Raw genomic sequence first — 16,729 nt, forward strand, 5'->3', positions numbered from 1 at the left:
AAAAATGCGGTCGCGGGCCGCCGGGGCGCCGAATCGGTAATAATGGTAGCGAACCCCGTAATCCGTATACGGTCCGGCCGCCGCAAAGCCGGTACATTTGCCGCATGAAAAAATCGCTGTTCATCCCGCTGCTGCTGACGTTCGGCGGCTGCATGCAAAATCCCGACACCGCAATGGAACACTCTTTCGAGCAAATCTTTCCGCAGGGCGAAAAGCTCCCCGAGCAGTTTTCGCAGTATTTCATCGGGCAGGCCTGGCTGGCCCGTCTCACCGCCGACCCGGCGCTCAACTGCCCCGTCAGCAACGTGACGTTCGAGCCGGGCTGCCGCAACAACTGGCACAGCCACTCGGGCGGGCAGCTGCTTATCGTGACGGCCGGACGCGGCTACTATCAGGCCCAAGGCCGACCTGCGCGCGAACTGCATCCGGGCGACGTGGTGGAGATTCCGGCCGACGCCGTCCACTGGCACGGAGCCGCACCCGACAGCTGGTTCGCCCATTTGGCCGTCGAAGTCAATCCGCAAAGCAACCGCAACACCTGGCTCGGCCCGGTGGACGACGAACAATATGCCGAAGCAACGGCCCGCGAATAAAGAATTCGGCCGCTGCTAAAACGTTTTAACAACGTTCAAAACGCCGGAGGCTTAGGACTGCTCCGTATACTCCTCGCCGCGCAGGAACACCCGCCGAATCAGCGGCGTCTGATAGGCATAGGAGAAGAACTCGACCGACGGCATGGGGGCCGTCAGGAAGAAATTGGCGACCTTGCCGGGCGTAATCGACCCGTAATCGCGGCTTAGGCCCATGGCATAGGCGCTGTTCATCGTGGCGGCGTTGACGGCTTCGGCCGGGGTCATCCGCATCCGGATGGAAGCGAGCGAGACGACCATGCGCATGTTGCCCGAAGGCGAAGAACCGGGATTGTAGTCCGAAGCGAGGGCGACGCCCAGCCCTGCGCGTATCATGTCGCGGGCAGGCGGATAATTCATCCCGAGGAAGAACGCCGCGCCGGGCAGCAGCGTCGGCATAGTCTCGGAACCTGCCAGCGCCTCGATTTCGCGGGGCCCCATGCTTTCGAGGTGGTCGACCGACAGCGCGCCGTGGGCCACCCCCGCCTGCACGCCGCCCGAAACGGCCAGCTCGTTGGCGTGGATTTTTGCGCGCAGACCCAATTTGCGCCCTTTCTTGAGGATGCGGGCCGTCTCGCCGACGGTGAAAAATCCGGCGTCGCAGAAGACGTCGACAAAATCGGCCAGCCCCTCGCGCGCCACGGCGGGCAACATTTCATCGCAAACGAGGTCGACATACTCTGCCTGCCGCCCTGCGTAAGCCCGGGCGACGGCGTGGGCCCCGAGGAAAGTAGCCCGCACGGCCAGCGGCGCCGTCTCGCGGATGCGGCGGATGACGCGCAGCATCTTCAGCTCGTCCTCGGTCGAAAGTCCGTAGCCGCTCTTGATCTCCACGCAGCCCGTACCCATGCGGATGATTTCGCGCACGCGCCCCATTGCCTGCCGGTAGAGCTCCTCCTCGGAAGTCTCGTGCAGCAGGTCGGCGGAATTGAGAATCCCGCCGCCGCGCCGGGCGATTTCCTCGTAGCTCAGTCCGTTGATTTTGTCCAGAAACTCCTGCTCGCGGCTCCCGGCGTAGACCAGATGGGTGTGCGAATCGCAGAACGACGGGAAAAGCATCCCGCCCTCGGCATCGACCACCCGGGCCGCGACGCCCGAACCGCAGTCGTCCATGCGGCCGAAAGCGGCAATCCGCCCGTCTTCGGCGAGCAGCCACGCATTGTCGAGGGTCTCCAGACGGTTCATCTCGGCACCGCACAGGCGCTGACGCCCCGAAAGCTGGATGCCGACGAGCTTGCCGATGTTCTTAACGAGCGTTCTCATGACGCAGGAATTCGACGGAGGTGCGGATATGGGGATACATGACCGTGTCGTCGTCGATGAACGGCACCTGCCTGCGGTAATCGGCCAACAATCGCTCCAGCACGGGCGACGTGTGCAGCGGACGGCGGAACTCGAAAGCCTGCGCGGCGTTGAAGAGCTCGATGGCCAGCACGCGCTGCGTATTGCATACCACACGGAAAAGTTTGGTAGCGGCGTTGGAACCCATGCTCACATGGTCCTCCTGCCCCTGCGAGGAGGGGATCGAATCGACCGACGCGGGCATGCAGAGCCCCTTGGACTGGCTGACGACGGAAGCCGCGGCATACTGCGGAATCATGAACCCGCTGTTGAGCCCCGGCTTGGCGACCAGGAAACTGGGCAGTCCGCGCGAACCGGAAATCAACTTATAGATACGCCGCTCGGAAATATTGCCCAGCTCGGCCACGGCGACCGCCAGAAAATCCATCGCAAGGGCGATGGGCTGGCCGTGGAAATTACCGGCCGAGACGACCATGTCCTCGTCGGGAAAAACGGTGGGATTGTCGGTGGCGGAATTGATTTCGGTGGTCAGGACCTGCTTGACATAAGCAATCGTATCTTTCGATGCGCCATGCACTTGCGGGATGCAACGGAACGAATAGGGATCCTGCACATGCTCCTTGGGCCGGGCAATCATTTCGCTGCCCTCGAGCAGGCGGCGGAAGTTGCGGGCCGTGGCGATCTGCCCCGCATGCGGACGCACGGCGTGCACCTCGTCGCAGAAAGGCTCGGGGCGGCCGTCGAAGGCTTCGAGCGACAGGGCGCCGATGGTATCGGCCCACTCGCTGAGCCGCTCGGCCTCGATCACGGACCAAACGCCGTAGGCGCTCATGAACTGCGTGCCGTTAAGCAGCGCCAACCCCTCCTTGGACTGCAACTCGATGGGCTGCCACCCCATTTCGGCCAGCACCTCCGAAGCCGGGCGCACCCGGCCCTTATGCTCGACCTCGCCGAGCCCGAGAAGCGGCAGGCTCATGTGGGCCAGCGGCGCCAGGTCGCCCGAAGCACCGAGCGAACCCTGCTGGTAGATAACCGGGAGTATGTCGTTGTTGAAGAAGTCGATAAGACGCTCGACGGTAGCGAGCTGCACGCCCGAATGGCCGTAGGAAAGCGACTGGATTTTCAACAGCAGAATCAGCCGCACGACCTCGGCCGGAACCCGCTCGCCCGTGCCGCAGGCGTGCGACATGACAAGGTTCTTCTGCAAGGCGGCCAAGTCGTCGCGGCCGACCGAAATGTTGCACAGCGAACCGAACCCCGTGGTGATGCCGTAGATGGGCCGCTCGGGGTTCTCCATCTTGCGGTCGAGGTACTCGCGGCAACGGACGATGCGCCTGCGGGCGTCGTCGGAGAGTGCCAGCCGGAGGTGCTTTTCGAGGATTTCGCGGACCCGGCCGACCGAAAGATGTTCGGCGGAAATATGGTGAAGCTCCATAGGAATTAAAACGTTTTAACAGTTAGTTTTTCAATGCGCTGCGAACCAAATCTTCGTCGGCGGAATTGGGCAGCGTGACTTTCAGTCCGGGTGTGCGCTCCATCTGGCGGCGGATGGCCGACAGGGCCCCCTCGTTGCGGGCCCAGCTGCGGCGCGCGATGCCGTTGTTGACGTCCCAGAAAAGCATGTCGCGGATGCGGCGGTCGGAATCCTCCGACCCGTCGACGACCATGCCGAAACCGCCGTTGATGACCTCGCCCCAGCCTACGCCGCCGCCGTTGTGGATCGAAACCCAGGTGGCGCCGCGGAACGAATCGCCGATGACGTTCTGCACGGCCATGTCGGCCGTGCGCGACGAACCGTCGTAGATGTTGGAAGTCTCGCGGTAAGGCGAATCGGTGCCCGAGACGTCGTGGTGGTCGCGGCCCAGCACGACGGGAGCCGACAGCCGCCCCTCGGCGATGGCGCGGTTGAACGCCAGGGCGATTTTAGTGCGGCCCTCGCAGTCGGCATAGAGGATGCGGGCCTGCGAACCGACGACGAGCTTGTTGCGCCCGGCCTCGCGAATCCAATGGATGTTGTCGTCGAGCTGGCCGCGGATCTCCTCGGGCGCCGTGCGGCGTATCTCCTCCAACACCTCGGCGGCGAGCCGGTCGGTCAGCTCCAGGTCCTCGGGCCTGCCGGAAGTGCAGACCCAGCGGAACGGGCCGAACCCGTAGTCGAAGAACATGGGACCCATGATGTCCTGCACGTAGGAGGGATAGCGGAAGCGTCCGCCCTCGCCCATGACGGCCGCGCCGGCGCGCGAAGCCTCCAGCAGAAAAGCATTGCCGTAGTCGAAGAAGTACATGCCGCGCCCGGTGAGCTTGTTGATGGCATCGGCCTGCCGGCGAAGCGATTCCTGCACGCACTCGCGGAAGCGGCCGGGCTCCTCGGCCATCATCTTGTTGGACGCTTCGTAGCTCAAACCGACGGGATAGTAACCGCCCGCCCACGGATTGTGCAGCGAAGTCTGATCGGAACCGAGGTCGACGGCGATTTCCTCGGCGGCGAGCCGCTCCCAAAGGTCGACGACATTGCCGACGTAAGCCAGCGAAACGACCTCTTTCCTGCTGACTGCCTGCCGGATACGGGGCATCAATTCATCCAGCGATTCATGCAACTCGTCGACCCAACCCTGCTCGTGGCGCTTGGCGGCAGCCTTGGGGTTGATTTCGGCGATGACCGACACGACGCCCGAAATATTGCCCGCCTTGGGCTGGGCGCCGGACATGCCGCCGAGGCCCGACGAGACGAACAACATGCCGCGTGTGTCGCTGCGGCCGTTCGTGAAACGCTTGCGGGCGGCGTTGAGCACGGTGATGGTGGTGCCGTGGACAATGCCCTGCGGCCCGATGTACATGTAGGACCCGGCAGTCATCTGCCCGTACTGCGAGACGCCGAGGGCGTTCATCCGCTCCCAGTCGTCGGGCTTCGAGTAATTGGGAATGACCATGCCGTTGGTGACGACGACGCGCGGAGCGTCGGGATGCGACGGAAACAAACCGAGCGGATGACCCGAATACATGACCAGCGTCTGACGGTCGGTCATCTCGGAGAGGTATTTCATCGTCAGTCTGTACTGCGCCCAATTCTGAAAGACGGCGCCGTTGCCGCCGTAGGTAATCAGCTCGTGGGGATGCTGCGCCACGGCCTTGTCCAGGTTGTTCTGAATCATCATCATGATGGCCGCGGCCTGCCGGCAGCGGGCCGGATACTCGTCGATGGGCCGGGCATACATTTCGTAGTCGGGACGCAGCCGATACATATAAATACGTCCGTACTTGCGCAACTCCTCGGCGAACTCCTTGGCCAACACGGCGTGGTGCTTCTCGGGGAAATAACGCAGGGCGTTCTTCAAGGCGAGCACCTGCTCCTCGGGCGAAAGGATCTCCTTGCGGCGCGGCGCATGGTTGATCTGCCTGTCGTAAGGCTTGGCAGCGGGCAGCCGGTCGGGAATCCCGGCGCGAATATCATCCTGAAACTCTTGCAAGGTCATAACTATTGGATTTTGGATTCGACAACGGCGAGCACCTCCCTTTCGCGGCGGTCGGCTTCGGCGGCCAACGCTTCGGCTTCGGCAACGAGGGCATCGGCCGCGGCACGGTCTTTCAGCCCGGCGGCGTTGATTTTGACGTTGAGACAAGCCCCCAGCACGGCGCTGCGGGCGGCCAAGGCCCCCACCCCGGCATCGGAAACCGAATTGGGATTGCCCTCGGCGGCCATCGCCTGCACGAGGTCGAAGACCTGCACGGCGGCTTTCATGGTCCGAAGCGGCACCTGCGTGGCGTAGAGCGTCGCGGCCTGCAAGGCCTCGCTGCGGGCGGCCTTCTCCTCGTCGGTGGACTTGGGCATGGCGAAGACGTCCATGATGCGGTTGAAAGCCGCGGTATCCTCGTCGACCAAGTGCAGCAACTCGGAGAGGAGAGCCTGCCCCCGGTCGGCCCAGTCGGAGAACTCCTCCCAACGCTCGTCCCACCCGGCCTTGTGAGCCGAGAGGTTGGCGACCATGGCCCCGAGGGCGGCGCCCAAAGCCCCCATGTAGGCCGAAATCGAACCGCCGCCCGGAGCGGGCGACTCGCTGGCAGTCTCGTGAGCGAACGCCTTGCAGGTCATGTCGATAAGCCGCTTGTTCGCAACCTCCGCTTCAAGCAGGTATTCGATGACCTTCTCCTCGGGGACGAACGGCTTCAAATCGCCCAGTCCCATGGACTTGATGGCCGTACGGACAATCTCCTCCTCAGCGATACCCGTCGAACGGTGCTGCTTACGGAGGAAGTATTTTCCGGCCTCGACCAACGCCCGCTTGGGAACGAGCCCGACGATTTCGGTGCCCGTGACACGCACGCCGCGGGCGTCGGCCTTGCGGCACACCTCGTCGAAAGCGACGTGCAGGGGCGTGACGGCGATGTCGGTGATGTTCATCGAAACCTGCGCGATGCCGTACTCCTCGATGAACCAGCCGATGGCCTTGGTCGCCCTGAGCGTACCGGACTGCATGAGGGGATTGCCGTCGGCGTCTTTCACGATTTTGCCCGTAATGGGGTTGCCCTCGCGGACGGGGCGGCCCTTCTCGCGGACGTCGAACGCGATGGCGTTGGCGCGGCGGGTGGAGGTGGTATTGAGGTTGAAATTGACGGCGATGAGGAAGTCGCGGGCCCCGACGGTAGTAGCACCCGTGCGGGCCACCCCGTCGTCGTAGGGCCGGGCCCCGAAATCGGGGGCGGAATCGGCATGCGCCAGCTTCTCGGGCAGCGCCTCGTACTCGCCTGCGCGGCAGACGGCCAGATTCTTGCGCTCGGGGCGGAAAGCGGCGGCCTCGTAACAATAAGTCGGAATCCGCAACTCATCGGCGATGCGCTTGGCGAGGTCGCGCGACAAGGCGGCGCACTCCTCCAAGGTAACGCCCGAAATGGGAATCAGCGGAAGCACGTCGGTGGCCCCCATACGCGGATGGGCCCCCTTGTGGCGGCGCATGTCGATGAGCTCGGCGGCGCGCTTCACCCCCTGGAAAGCCGCTTCGACGACCGCTTCGGGCGAACCGACGAAAGTGACGACCGTGCGGTTGGTAGCTTCGCCGGGGTCGACGTCCAACACCTTGACGCCGCCCGCCTGTTCGATGGCCGAGGTAATCTGCCGGATGACCTCCCGGTCGCGCCCCTCGCTGAAATTGGGGACGCACTCTACGATTCTTTGCTCCATGACGATGATTGTATTATGATTTTTTTTTCGATTCTATACAAATGTAGGAATTTTTCGGCAGACGGGCAACGAATCGTTCATTTTCATGCAGGGATTCATCTTTGCGAAAAAAGCCCGGAACCCTTGCGGGCCCCGGGCCGAAGAAGCAGCCGGAAACAGGCGGACGAACCGCCCTGGAAAAATCAACGTCTGCCGATGGTCAGCACCACGCCGGCCGTGACCCATGCGCGGGGCAGCGGGATGCCGCCCATGTCGCAATAAGCAGTGTCGGTGATGTTGGTTCCGTCGACATAGATGCGGCAGATGCCTTTCTCCCACGCCAGACGGGCGTCGAGCAGAAAGAACGGCGCGAAATCGCGCGTCTCGGAAACCGAACTGTCGCCCGGCACGGGATAATGGGTGTAGCTGCCGTTGCGGTCGGCGACCGTGGCGGTCAGCGCGAACGACATCCGGCGCAGGAACCGCACCTCGGCCGTCAAAGCGGCCTTGTGGCGCAGAAAGTCCATGGCGCTCTTGGCAATCAAATCGGAACTGCGGTCGGTGGAGACGAAAGCATAGGAAAGGGTCAGCCGCCGCAGGAAACCCGAAGCGGAGGCATAACCGCCCGCCACCTCGACGCCGAAAGTATCGAGCGCACTGCTCTGCTCGGAATGCCACTTGCCGCGCCACTCCTCGACGGGATCGTCCTCGGGATGCCACACCCAGTCGATGATGTCGCGCCCGGCGCGATAGTAACCCAACACCGACGCGAACCACCGCCCCCGCGCATACTCGGCGCCCAAACGCACCGTAACAGCCTTTTCGGGAACCAAATCGAGGTTGTTGATTTGGGCAGGCGACGAATAGTAAAGGTCGGTGAAGGTGGGCAGCCGCATCGACTGCGACGCGCCGACGCTCAGACGCAGCCCCTGGGCAGGAGCGTAACCGCCGGAAACGCTCCACAAAGCGGCGGGACCGTAAGGCGTGAAGCTGGCGCCGCCCGACAACGCGAAGTCGAAACACCGCCACTGCTTGGTATGCCGCAGGAAAAGGTTCCCGGTATGGCGGGCCTTGGCCTTGGAATAATCGCCGTGAGGAACGGCCAGCGGCTCACCGAGGTTGGTGCTGTAAATATGGTCGAACGCATAGTCGCCGCCCAAGGTTGTGACGCCGCCCGCCCACTCGCAGTCGGCCCACAACTTGGCCCCTGCATGGTCGGTATTGTGGCGGTTCATGGGGGTGCCGCGGGTCCAGTCGTAGCGGTCGAAGTTCTTGCGATAGCTGACGGCGGCGCCCAACGAGAAACGCCCGGCCTGCCGGAGCCACCGCAGCGAAGCCAACGCCGTGGAGGTATGCTCCCACTGCTCGGGGTTATAGGCGGCATAGAAGCCGTTCGACCCGAAAGCACGGTTCTGATAACCGGCCTGCAAGTCGAAGAACCCGACCCGCGGAACCTCGCACGAAGCGCGGACGAACGCGTTGTAAGTATCGAAATCGGTGTTGTGGCGGTACCCGTCGCTGCGACGGTAGGAAGCGGCCCCCAGGACGGAGAAACGCCCGGCCGTGACGGCGCCCGAGAGGTTGGCATAGGCGTAGCCGTACTGCCCGCCTGCCCCCTCGAACCGCAGATAACGCGGCAGGAGCGGCGCGGTGCGGATATTCACGGCTCCGGCATAGGCGCCGACGCCGGGAATGCCCTCCAACAAATCGACGCCCGAAATGCAGTCGAGGTCGACGGGCAGCGAATGGGACTGGTGGCCGGTCCGGGCATCGGTGAAGTCGATGCCGTTGAGAAGAATCATGGTCTGGTCGAAAGAACCCCCGCGAATGGAGATGTCCGCCTGCGTACCCTTGCTCCCACGTTCGCGAAGATCGACCGACGGCGCGGTGCGCAGCGCGGCTTCGAGCGTCTGATAAGGCGCTGCGGCCTGCGCTTTCCGGTCGAAAAGCGGGGTTTGCGACTGAACGTTGCGCAAAGGAGCCGCGAGGCTCCCCGAGACGCCGACCTCGCGGATACGCAGTTCCCTGAGAACGGCGGCCGTGTCGGCGGGCTGTGCAGATGCGCCCTGCGTCGCGAGCAAGAGAATGGACATCCCCGCCGAGAGTACTCCGATCGTGACGGCACGATGGAGACTCGCAAAAGCCGACCAGCCCTTGCGGTTCCACCGGCGCCAGCAGGGAGCCTGCTTCGGAAGAATGTTTTTCATGCTGTGAATTGAATGAGTTAGTTGTAAAAAAAGCGGCGGTCGGGAACGGGTCCGGCTGCGAGCCGCGTTCCAAACCGCCGCGAAGATAGGCATTTTCGGAATATTACTTCTTCTTGGCCGCCTGTTTTTCGACCTTGGCGAGCCACGAAGGATACTTTTTCAGCACCTTGTTGCCCCAATCGCCGAACCACGAATAACCGGAACGCCGCTCGGCAGGCATTTCGGCCAACGAATAGACCTTGACCCCCTCGCGGGTGCAGAGGAAGAACCGGTCGCCGCCGAGCTCGTAATAACGCGCCCAGATGGGGGCGGCATCGGGGTCGTCGACCATGCGACGGTCCTTTTTCACCGAACGGTCCTCGGGCAGCCCCTCGGGCACGGCGACCGTGACGATACGCTTGCCCGTAATCTTATTCGCGTCGAACCATGCAACGGCGGCCTTGACCGCCTCGACGACCTCGGGCGAGGGCTTGCGGATGCGCATCAGCAACATGACGATGTTGGCGCTTTCGCCAGCCACCAACCCCGGCAACTCGTAGGAACGCGCCTTGACGGGCTGCAAGGTCCCGTGGTCGTACTGCTGGGCCCAAACGGTCCTGACGCCGTCGCGCACCCACTGGCACCGGAGCACCAGATCGAGCCCGCGGTCCCACGAAGCGCGGATACGCTCGCGAAACGCCGGGTCGACCCATGCGAAGCGCGGCTTAGCGTAGATGATTTCGAGCCACAAGGACAACACGCCGTACATGACATCGTCGTTGAACGTAATGGCATCGGCGTCCCAGCCGCGCCAACCGCCGTTGGGATACTGCGTGCCGAGGATATACTCCATGCCGCGGAGCGCCGCATCGCGGAAACGCTCCTCGCCCGTGGTCCGGTAAGCCTCGCAGAGGTACTCGACCTGCGCATGGGTAGCCGAATTGTCGAGCGTACTGCGGCGGCTCCGCGGCTTGAGGGCCGCCACCACCGAATCGCGGTCGAGCCGCGACATCATGTCGAGGTTCTTGGGCCAGCCGCCGTCCTCGTTCTGATAGGCGATGATGTTGTCGGCGATGCCGCACACCTGGTCCGGCGTGAAGCGCGGGTAATTCTCGCCCCGGTTGGAATGGAGCCAACGGTTGACCGACTGGTCGAAACCCTCGGCCTGCTGGCCGAACGCCGGAACGGAGACCACCGCAAAAGCGATAGCAACGAGCAATTTACGCATAATATCCGCAGTTTTACTTGAACAGCTCTTCGACCTTGGCCACCACGTCGTCCAAAGAGGGGTCGAGCGAGAAAACGAGGCTCGGCTTGAGGTACCAGAGCTCCTTGCCCTCCTTGAACAGCTGCTCGCCGCCGCCCGTGATGTTGAGCATGACGGCAGCATCTTTCGCCACCTTGCCGTCGGCCACAGCCTTGATGAGCGATGCCGTTGCGACGCTGGCCGCAGGATGGATGTCGGCGCCCTCCAACTCCTGGAAAAGCCGGGCAGCCTTGCGGGCCTGCGCGTTGGTGGCCACGAAGACGTCGCCGTCGGTAGCCTTGAGCGCATCGTAGAGCCCCCCGACCACCCCGTAAGGCGGCCGACGGTTGGAGAGCACCTTGGCGTCGATAATCTCGGCATCGCGGCGCGCCTTGTCGTCGTCGTAAGGCAGCATCTGACGCGAATCGGCCCGCCAAGCGTCGTACATGGGCACGAAAGGCGCATTCTGCGACACCATCAGCTTCATGATGTTGGAGCCGAAACGGCCGTCCTCGATAAGCCGCATGTTGGCCTCCCAGGCGGCGATGGCTCCCGTTCCGGACCCGACGGCCTGGAAGTAATAGTCGGGAATCCGGCCGATGGTCGTGACGGCCGAAAGCACGGTCGTAGCCATGCCGTCGCGCCGGGCGATGTTCTTGGCCCCGCCCTCGGCATAGAAACCGCGGGCCTTGAGCGCAAGGTTGGAGAGGTGGATGGCGTCGAAGTAATCGCCGCCCTTCTCGCACGAAATCAACTTGACGCAGGGATTCAACGGCTCGGCGAACCACAAGGCAGCGATATTGTCGTGGGGCACGGCCAGCAAGAGCTTGATGTTGTTGTCGGAACAAACCTTGGCGAAAGCCCGTGCCGTGTTGCCTGCGGAAGCGACGACCAACACACGGTCCTCGTGCTCGGCAGCGCGCGCGCAAACGGAATAAGCCTCGGTCTCCTTGAACGAACAAGTCGTCATGGAAGCCCCGACGGCGGGATAATAACCGTTGAACGTAATCCAAAGATTTTCGAGCCCGAGGTACCTGCCCAGCCCCTTGCTGCGGTAAGTGACGGGCGCCGACGAACCTTTGAGCATCCGGCGCACGGGCAGCCAGTCGGCGAACTTGTAGAGCCCGAATTCGGAGGGCCGGACCTCCAACTGCTTCTTGGCGTATCGGGCCCGGACGAGCGACGGTGTTTTGCAGGCGCGGTCCTCGAGCGTCCAGCCTTCGTCCTCGAACTCGCGGCCGGTGGCCACGCATTCGAGCGTATAGGAAGTGGGAACGAATTTTTCCATCTATCTGAGTTTTGGGTTATGACATGCGGTTTCTGAAATCCTCGTAACCGAAGCTGCGGACGAGGTCGGTCCGGCCGTCGCGCCGGACGATGACGATGGCGGGATGATGCACGCCGTTGAACATGGTGGTCTTGACCATCGTATAGTGGATCATGTCCTCGAAGACGATGCGCTCGCCGACCTGCAACTCGCGGTCGAAAGCCCAGTTGCCGCAATAATCGCCCGCCAGGCAGCTGGCGCCGCCCATGCGCCACCGCTTTTCGCCGGAAGCAGGCTCATGCGCCCCGACGATAGCGGGCTTGTAGGGCATCTCGAGACAATCGGGCATGTGGCAGGCGAACGACACGTCGAGCATGGCGGTCGTGACGCCGCCGTTCTCGACAATGTCCTCGACCGTCGAAACGAGGTATCCGGTACGCCATGTAAAGGCGCTGCCCGGTTCGAGAATCAGCCGCAGATGAGGATGGCGAGCCTTGAACCGCTTCAAGATGCGGATCAACCCGTCGCAGTCGTAATCGGCATGGGTCATCAGATGACCGCCGCCCATGTTGAGCCACTTGATACGGTCGAGGAAACGGCCGAAACGCTGCTCGACGGCGTCGAGCGCCTTTTGCAGATGCTCGGGCCGCGATTCGCAGAGGACATGGAAGTGCAGCCCCTCGACCCCGGCAGGCAGTTCGTCCAACTGCTCGGGCACGATGCCCAAACGCGACCCGGCGACGCAGGGATTGTAAAGGTCGGTTTCGACGGGCGAATAACCGGGGTTGATGCGCAGGCCGCACGAAATGCCGTTGATGAGGGCCCGCTGGCCGAAACGCTCGAACTGAGCGACGGAATTGAAGGTGATATGGTCGCTGCAACGCATGATTTCGTCGAAATCGCGGTCGCTGTAGACGGGGGCATAGGTATGGGCCGGACGCCCGAACTCCTCGAAGACCAACCGGGCCTCGGCGGCGGAAGAAGCCGTAGCCCCGTCGGAATGGGCGGCGAGCCCGGGAAAGATACTCCACATGGCGCACGCCTTAAGAGCGACGATAATCTCGGCGCCCGACTCGCGGCGCACGCGGTCGATGATGGCAAGGTTGCGGTCGAGCAAAGTTTCGTCGAGCACGAAACAAGGGGCGGGCAGCTGCGAAAAGTCGATCATGGTTATCCGAAGGAAAAAAGCCGGACAAATTTAACAAAATCATCGGCAAAAACCGCGGGAGCCGCAGAAAAATACGCATTTATACCACCCGGACCTCCCCGGCGGAAAAAACAAGGCGCAAGATGCCTGCCGGACAACTTGCGCCTTGTCTGCCTGGAAACACGCCGTCTACACCTCGATGTCGACGTCGAACAACTCGTGCCAGGGAAGCCCCTGCGGCCCGAGCTCGGCGAGGAACGGATCGGGATCGAACTCCTCGACGTTGAAGACCCCGGCGCCGCGCCACAGCCCCTTGGCCCACATGGAAGCACCCAACGCGGCGGGCACGCCGGTGGTGAAGCTGACGGCCTGCGTACCGGTCTCCTTGAAAGCGGTTTCGTGGTCGCAGTTGTTGTAGATATAATAGGTCCGCTCCCTGCCGTCCTTCACACCGCGGATGCGGCACCCGATGGAAGTCTGCCCGTGGTAATTGGCGCCCAACGACTTGGGGTCGGGCAACACGGCCTTGAGGAACTGGATGGGGACGATCTCGACGCCGTTGTAAAGGATGGGGTCGATGCGGGCCATGCCGATGTTCTGAATGACGCGCAGGTGCGTGAGGTACTCCTGCCCGAAAGTCATCCAGAAACGGGCACGGCGGATAGTCGGATAATTCTTGACGAGCGACTCCAGCTCCTCATGGTAGATGACGTAGGATTCGCGCTCGCCGATGCCGGGATAATTGAGCGGCCGGTGGATTTCGTGGGGCTCGGTGACGACCCACTTGCCGTTCTCGAAGTAACGCCCCTTCTGGGTGACCTCGCGGATGTTGATTTCGGGGTTGAAATTGGTGGCGAAAGCCATCCCGTGGTTACCGGCGTTGCAATCGACGATGTCGAGGTAATGGATTTCGTCGAAATGATGCTTGGCGGCGTAGGCGGTGAAGATGGCCGTGACGCCCGGGTCGAAACCGCAGCCGAGGATAGCGGTGAGCCCGGCAGCCTTGAACCGGTCCTGATAAGCCCACTGCCACGAATACTCGAAATGCGCCTCGTCCTTGGGCTCGTAATTGGCCGTATCGAGGTAATTGCACCCGCACTCGAGGCAGGCATCCATGATGGTGAGGTCCTGGTACGGCAGGGCGACGTTGACGACGATGTCGGGCTTGAACGCCCGGAACAATTCGCACAGCTCGGCGACGCTGTCGGCGTCGACCTGCGCGGTCTTGACCCGTCCCCCGCCGATGGCGGCGGCCACGGCGTCGCATTTGGATTTGGTGCGGCTGGCGAGCATCACGTCGGTGAAGACGGGATTGGCGGCGATCTTCTGCGTGACGACCGTCCCGACACCCCCCGCGCCGATAATCAAGGCTTTACACATAAACGATATGATTTATAGAAACTGATTTTGCGGTTGACGCCTACAAAAATAGGCGTTTTATTTTGGTAAAACAAAAATAATCCATACATTTGCACCACCAAAAAGGGCGCCATGCCCCGATTGGCACACGGAGAATCCGTAGCTCAGCAGGTAGAGCACAACACTTTTAATGTTGGGGTCCTGGGTTCGAGCCCCAGCGGGTTCACGGAAGAATCGTCGCTAAACGTTGTAAATCAACCGATAGCGGCGATTTCAGTTTGTATGCCGGCGCACCCCGATGGAAATCAAGAATCTTCTGACAGCGAAATCGAGAACCGAACTGCGGGAATGGCTGATGCGGAACCATCGGACGGAACGCGAATGCTGGGTGGCGGTGAAACGCGGCAAACCCAAAGACGACGGCACTTTCTGGTACGTCGATGCGGTGGAAGAGGCGCTGTGCTTCGGATGGATCGACAGCACCGTCAAAAAAACGGCCGAAGAGATAACCGTGCAGAAACTCTCGCCCCGAAAAGCCCGGGGCAACTGGACGGAACTGAACAAAGAACGGTGCCGACGGCTGGAACGGCTCGGGCTGATGACCGAAGCGGGCAGAGCGGTCTGGCCCGACATGTCGGAAAACGGATTCGCCGTCGACGAAGATATTTTACGGGAACTGCAATCCGACCCTGTGCTGTGGGAGAACTACCAGCGGCTGCCGGAACTCTACAAGCGGGTACGCATAGACCGGATTCAATATCTGAAAGAAGCGCGCCCTGCCCTGTTCCGAAGCCGGCTCGACAAATTCATCGAAAACACCCGGAAAGGCACGCTGTACGGAGAGTGGAACGACCACGGAAGGCTGACAACGGCCGAACCCTGAGTGGTCGGGCGCGCAAAATCACTCGACGTCGGCTTCGGCGAAAAGCCGGAAAGGCTGTGCGGAGCCTGCGAAAAAGAGGTCGACGCGCTTGAACTGCCAGCCGAACTCCCCGCGCGAATCGAACGACACCTCGACAGCCCGGACCTCGCCGGAACGAATCGGCGCGGCATCGTACGAAAGCGAAGTACAACCGCAACTCCTTGTCACAGAAACGATAACGACAGGCCGCGAAGTGCGGTTCTCGAACCACAAGCGCGACACACCCACCTCGCCCGAATGCAGCCGCCCGAACCGGACGGTATCGCTTCCGCCGCAGCGAAGCACCGAATCGGTCAGCACGACGGTCCGCCGTGGAGAGACGACCGACGCGCGCCGGGAAGTGCAGGCTGCCGCCAACAAAAAACAAACGAGAATCGCGGCCCGGAACATGGCAGGTCTCAGAGCAACCCGCGGCCGGACTTCTTGATACGCCCCTCGGCCGTGAGCGATTCGACGATTTTGTCGAGCACGCCGTTGATGAACGTACTGCTGCCCGGGGTCGAATAATACTTCGAGATTTCGATCCACTCGTCGAGCGTGACCTTGACGGGAATGGAGGGGAACTCGGTGAGCTCGGCCATGGCGGTGCCGATAATGAGGTTGTCCATGAAGACGATGCGCTCGACGTCCCAATTGGAAGTGAACTTCTCGATATAATCCTGGTACTTGTCGTAATTGACCAGCGACTTCTCGAACAGCGTCTTGACGAAAGCGGGGTCGTCGTCGCTCTTGAACTTGGACGGAATCTTGAGCTCGCTCTGCGCGGACCGCAGCGAAGCCAGCGACCGCAGCACCAACACCAAGATATAGGGCAGGTCGTCGCTCCAAAGGATCGAAATCTCCTCGAGCACGGTATCCAACGCCTCGCAGCACTGCAACTCCTTGAAAAAGTCCTCGACGAAACGCCGGTCGGCCTCGAACGAAGCGTCCTGCTGCGTCATGTAATCGGTGAAATAATCGCTTTCGACCAACTGCCCGTAGAGCGTGCGGATGAAATCGGGATGACGCTCCCACCCCAACTTATGGACCGTCAGATAATCGTTGACGGCGTCGCTGTTGGCGATGATGCGGATGACGGCGTTGTCGACGAACCGCATGTTGGGATTGAGGTCCTCGAACGTCGGCAGCTTCTTGGCCTTGGCGATCTCCTGCCGCTGACGGGCATAACGGACCAGCTCGACAGGCAGGGCCAGCAACTGGAAGAAAAGATCGTACGACTTGTCGATGGAAGCCATAAGCGTCTTTTCCGAAGCAATCAGGTTGTCGGCGTCCGACTTGAGGTGCGCGAACAGCGCCTTGGCGACCTTTATACGAAGCAATCTTCTGCTCAACATAGACGAGAACGTTTTGAACGGCCGCAAAAATACGATTAAAAATTAAGATTCGGAAACGTTCGGCCGAGAATTATTGCCGGAAAATCCCCTGCCGACAACCGAACGGCCTGTTGTATCATCGCAAAAAAGCATCCTTGATTAGCCCCTCCCCTATCGAAAAAACAAGTGCGGCCCTGACTGGC

12 protein-coding genes, 1 tRNA gene and 1 pseudogene are annotated in these 16,729 nt (G+C 61.9%); 3 read left to right on the top strand and 11 right to left on the bottom strand.

Features of this window, described 5'->3' with window-relative positions; translation table 11 throughout:
* Nucleotides 1–104: 104 nt before the first annotated feature.
* Nucleotides 105–581 (top strand): annotated as a pseudogene (locus NFR47_RS01295) (cupin domain-containing protein); the annotation flags it as partial.
* Between the two features lie 63 nt (nucleotides 582–644).
* On the opposite strand, the gene hutI reads toward NFR47_RS01295, so the two are convergent.
* The 9 genes from hutI to NFR47_RS01340 form a co-directional block, all read right to left on the bottom strand.
* Nucleotides 645–1,892, bottom strand: coding sequence for an imidazolonepropionase (hutI, locus tag NFR47_RS01300; protein WP_251213769.1), 1,248 nt, complete (start codon nucleotides 1,890–1,892; stop codon nucleotides 645–647).
* Complete coding sequence (gene hutH, locus NFR47_RS01305; protein ID WP_251213770.1) at nucleotides 1,876–3,366, bottom strand: histidine ammonia-lyase; 1,491 nt, start codon at nucleotides 3,364–3,366, stop codon at nucleotides 1,876–1,878. Before hutH ends, hutI begins: the two co-directional genes overlap by 17 nt.
* Before the next feature lie 22 nt (nucleotides 3,367–3,388).
* A complete protein-coding gene (locus NFR47_RS01310) occupies nucleotides 3,389–5,404 on the bottom strand; it encodes a urocanate hydratase (RefSeq protein ID WP_251213771.1) in 2,016 nt (671 codons plus the stop codon).
* A 2-nt stretch (nucleotides 5,405–5,406) separates the two neighbouring features.
* Nucleotides 5,407–7,107: a glutamate formimidoyltransferase gene (gene ftcD, locus NFR47_RS01315; RefSeq protein ID WP_251213772.1), complete on the bottom strand. Its 1,701-nt coding sequence runs from the start codon at nucleotides 7,105–7,107 to the stop codon at nucleotides 5,407–5,409.
* A gap of 182 nt (nucleotides 7,108–7,289) precedes the next feature.
* The gene (locus NFR47_RS01320) at nucleotides 7,290–9,293 is read right to left on the bottom strand and encodes a TonB-dependent receptor plug domain-containing protein (protein ID WP_251213773.1); all 2,004 of its coding nucleotides are present in this window, start codon (nucleotides 9,291–9,293) and stop codon (nucleotides 7,290–7,292) included.
* Between the two features lie 103 nt (nucleotides 9,294–9,396).
* Nucleotides 9,397–10,500 (bottom strand): pectate lyase, encoded by a 1,104-nt coding sequence (pelA, locus tag NFR47_RS01325; protein WP_251213774.1) that lies wholly within the window; start codon nucleotides 10,498–10,500, stop codon nucleotides 9,397–9,399.
* A 13-nt stretch (nucleotides 10,501–10,513) separates the two neighbouring features.
* The gene (locus NFR47_RS01330; RefSeq protein WP_251213775.1) at nucleotides 10,514–11,806 is read right to left on the bottom strand and encodes a cysteate synthase; all 1,293 of its coding nucleotides are present in this window, start codon (nucleotides 11,804–11,806) and stop codon (nucleotides 10,514–10,516) included.
* 16 nt (nucleotides 11,807–11,822) lie between these two features.
* Nucleotides 11,823–12,953 (bottom strand): carboxynorspermidine decarboxylase, encoded by a 1,131-nt coding sequence (gene nspC, locus NFR47_RS01335; protein WP_251213776.1) that lies wholly within the window; start codon nucleotides 12,951–12,953, stop codon nucleotides 11,823–11,825.
* Nucleotides 12,954–13,121: 168 nt separating this feature from the next.
* A complete protein-coding gene (locus NFR47_RS01340; protein ID WP_251213777.1) occupies nucleotides 13,122–14,312 on the bottom strand; it encodes a saccharopine dehydrogenase family protein in 1,191 nt (396 codons plus the stop codon).
* Between the two features lie 132 nt (nucleotides 14,313–14,444).
* Between NFR47_RS01340 and NFR47_RS01345 the strand changes: the two genes are divergently transcribed.
* Nucleotides 14,445–14,517 (top strand) — tRNA-Lys (locus tag NFR47_RS01345).
* A gap of 72 nt (nucleotides 14,518–14,589) precedes the next feature.
* Nucleotides 14,590–15,174, top strand: a complete 585-nt coding sequence (locus tag NFR47_RS01350) for a YdeI/OmpD-associated family protein (protein WP_251213778.1) — start codon at nucleotides 14,590–14,592, stop codon at nucleotides 15,172–15,174.
* Between the two features lie 18 nt (nucleotides 15,175–15,192).
* Here the strand turns inward: NFR47_RS01350 and NFR47_RS01355 are convergent, their stop codons facing one another.
* Both NFR47_RS01355 and NFR47_RS01360 read right to left on the bottom strand, forming a co-directional pair.
* Entirely contained in the window at nucleotides 15,193–15,603 is a 411-nt protein-coding gene (locus tag NFR47_RS01355) for a DUF1573 domain-containing protein (protein ID WP_251213779.1), read from the bottom strand.
* 8 nt (nucleotides 15,604–15,611) lie between these two features.
* A complete protein-coding gene (locus NFR47_RS01360) occupies nucleotides 15,612–16,547 on the bottom strand; it encodes a transcription antitermination protein NusB (RefSeq protein WP_251213780.1) in 936 nt (311 codons plus the stop codon).
* Nucleotides 16,548–16,729 lie beyond the last annotated feature (182 nt).

Source organism: Alistipes muris (genome assembly GCF_943193205.1).
GTDB lineage: Bacteria > Bacteroidota > Bacteroidia > Bacteroidales > Rikenellaceae > Alistipes > Alistipes muris.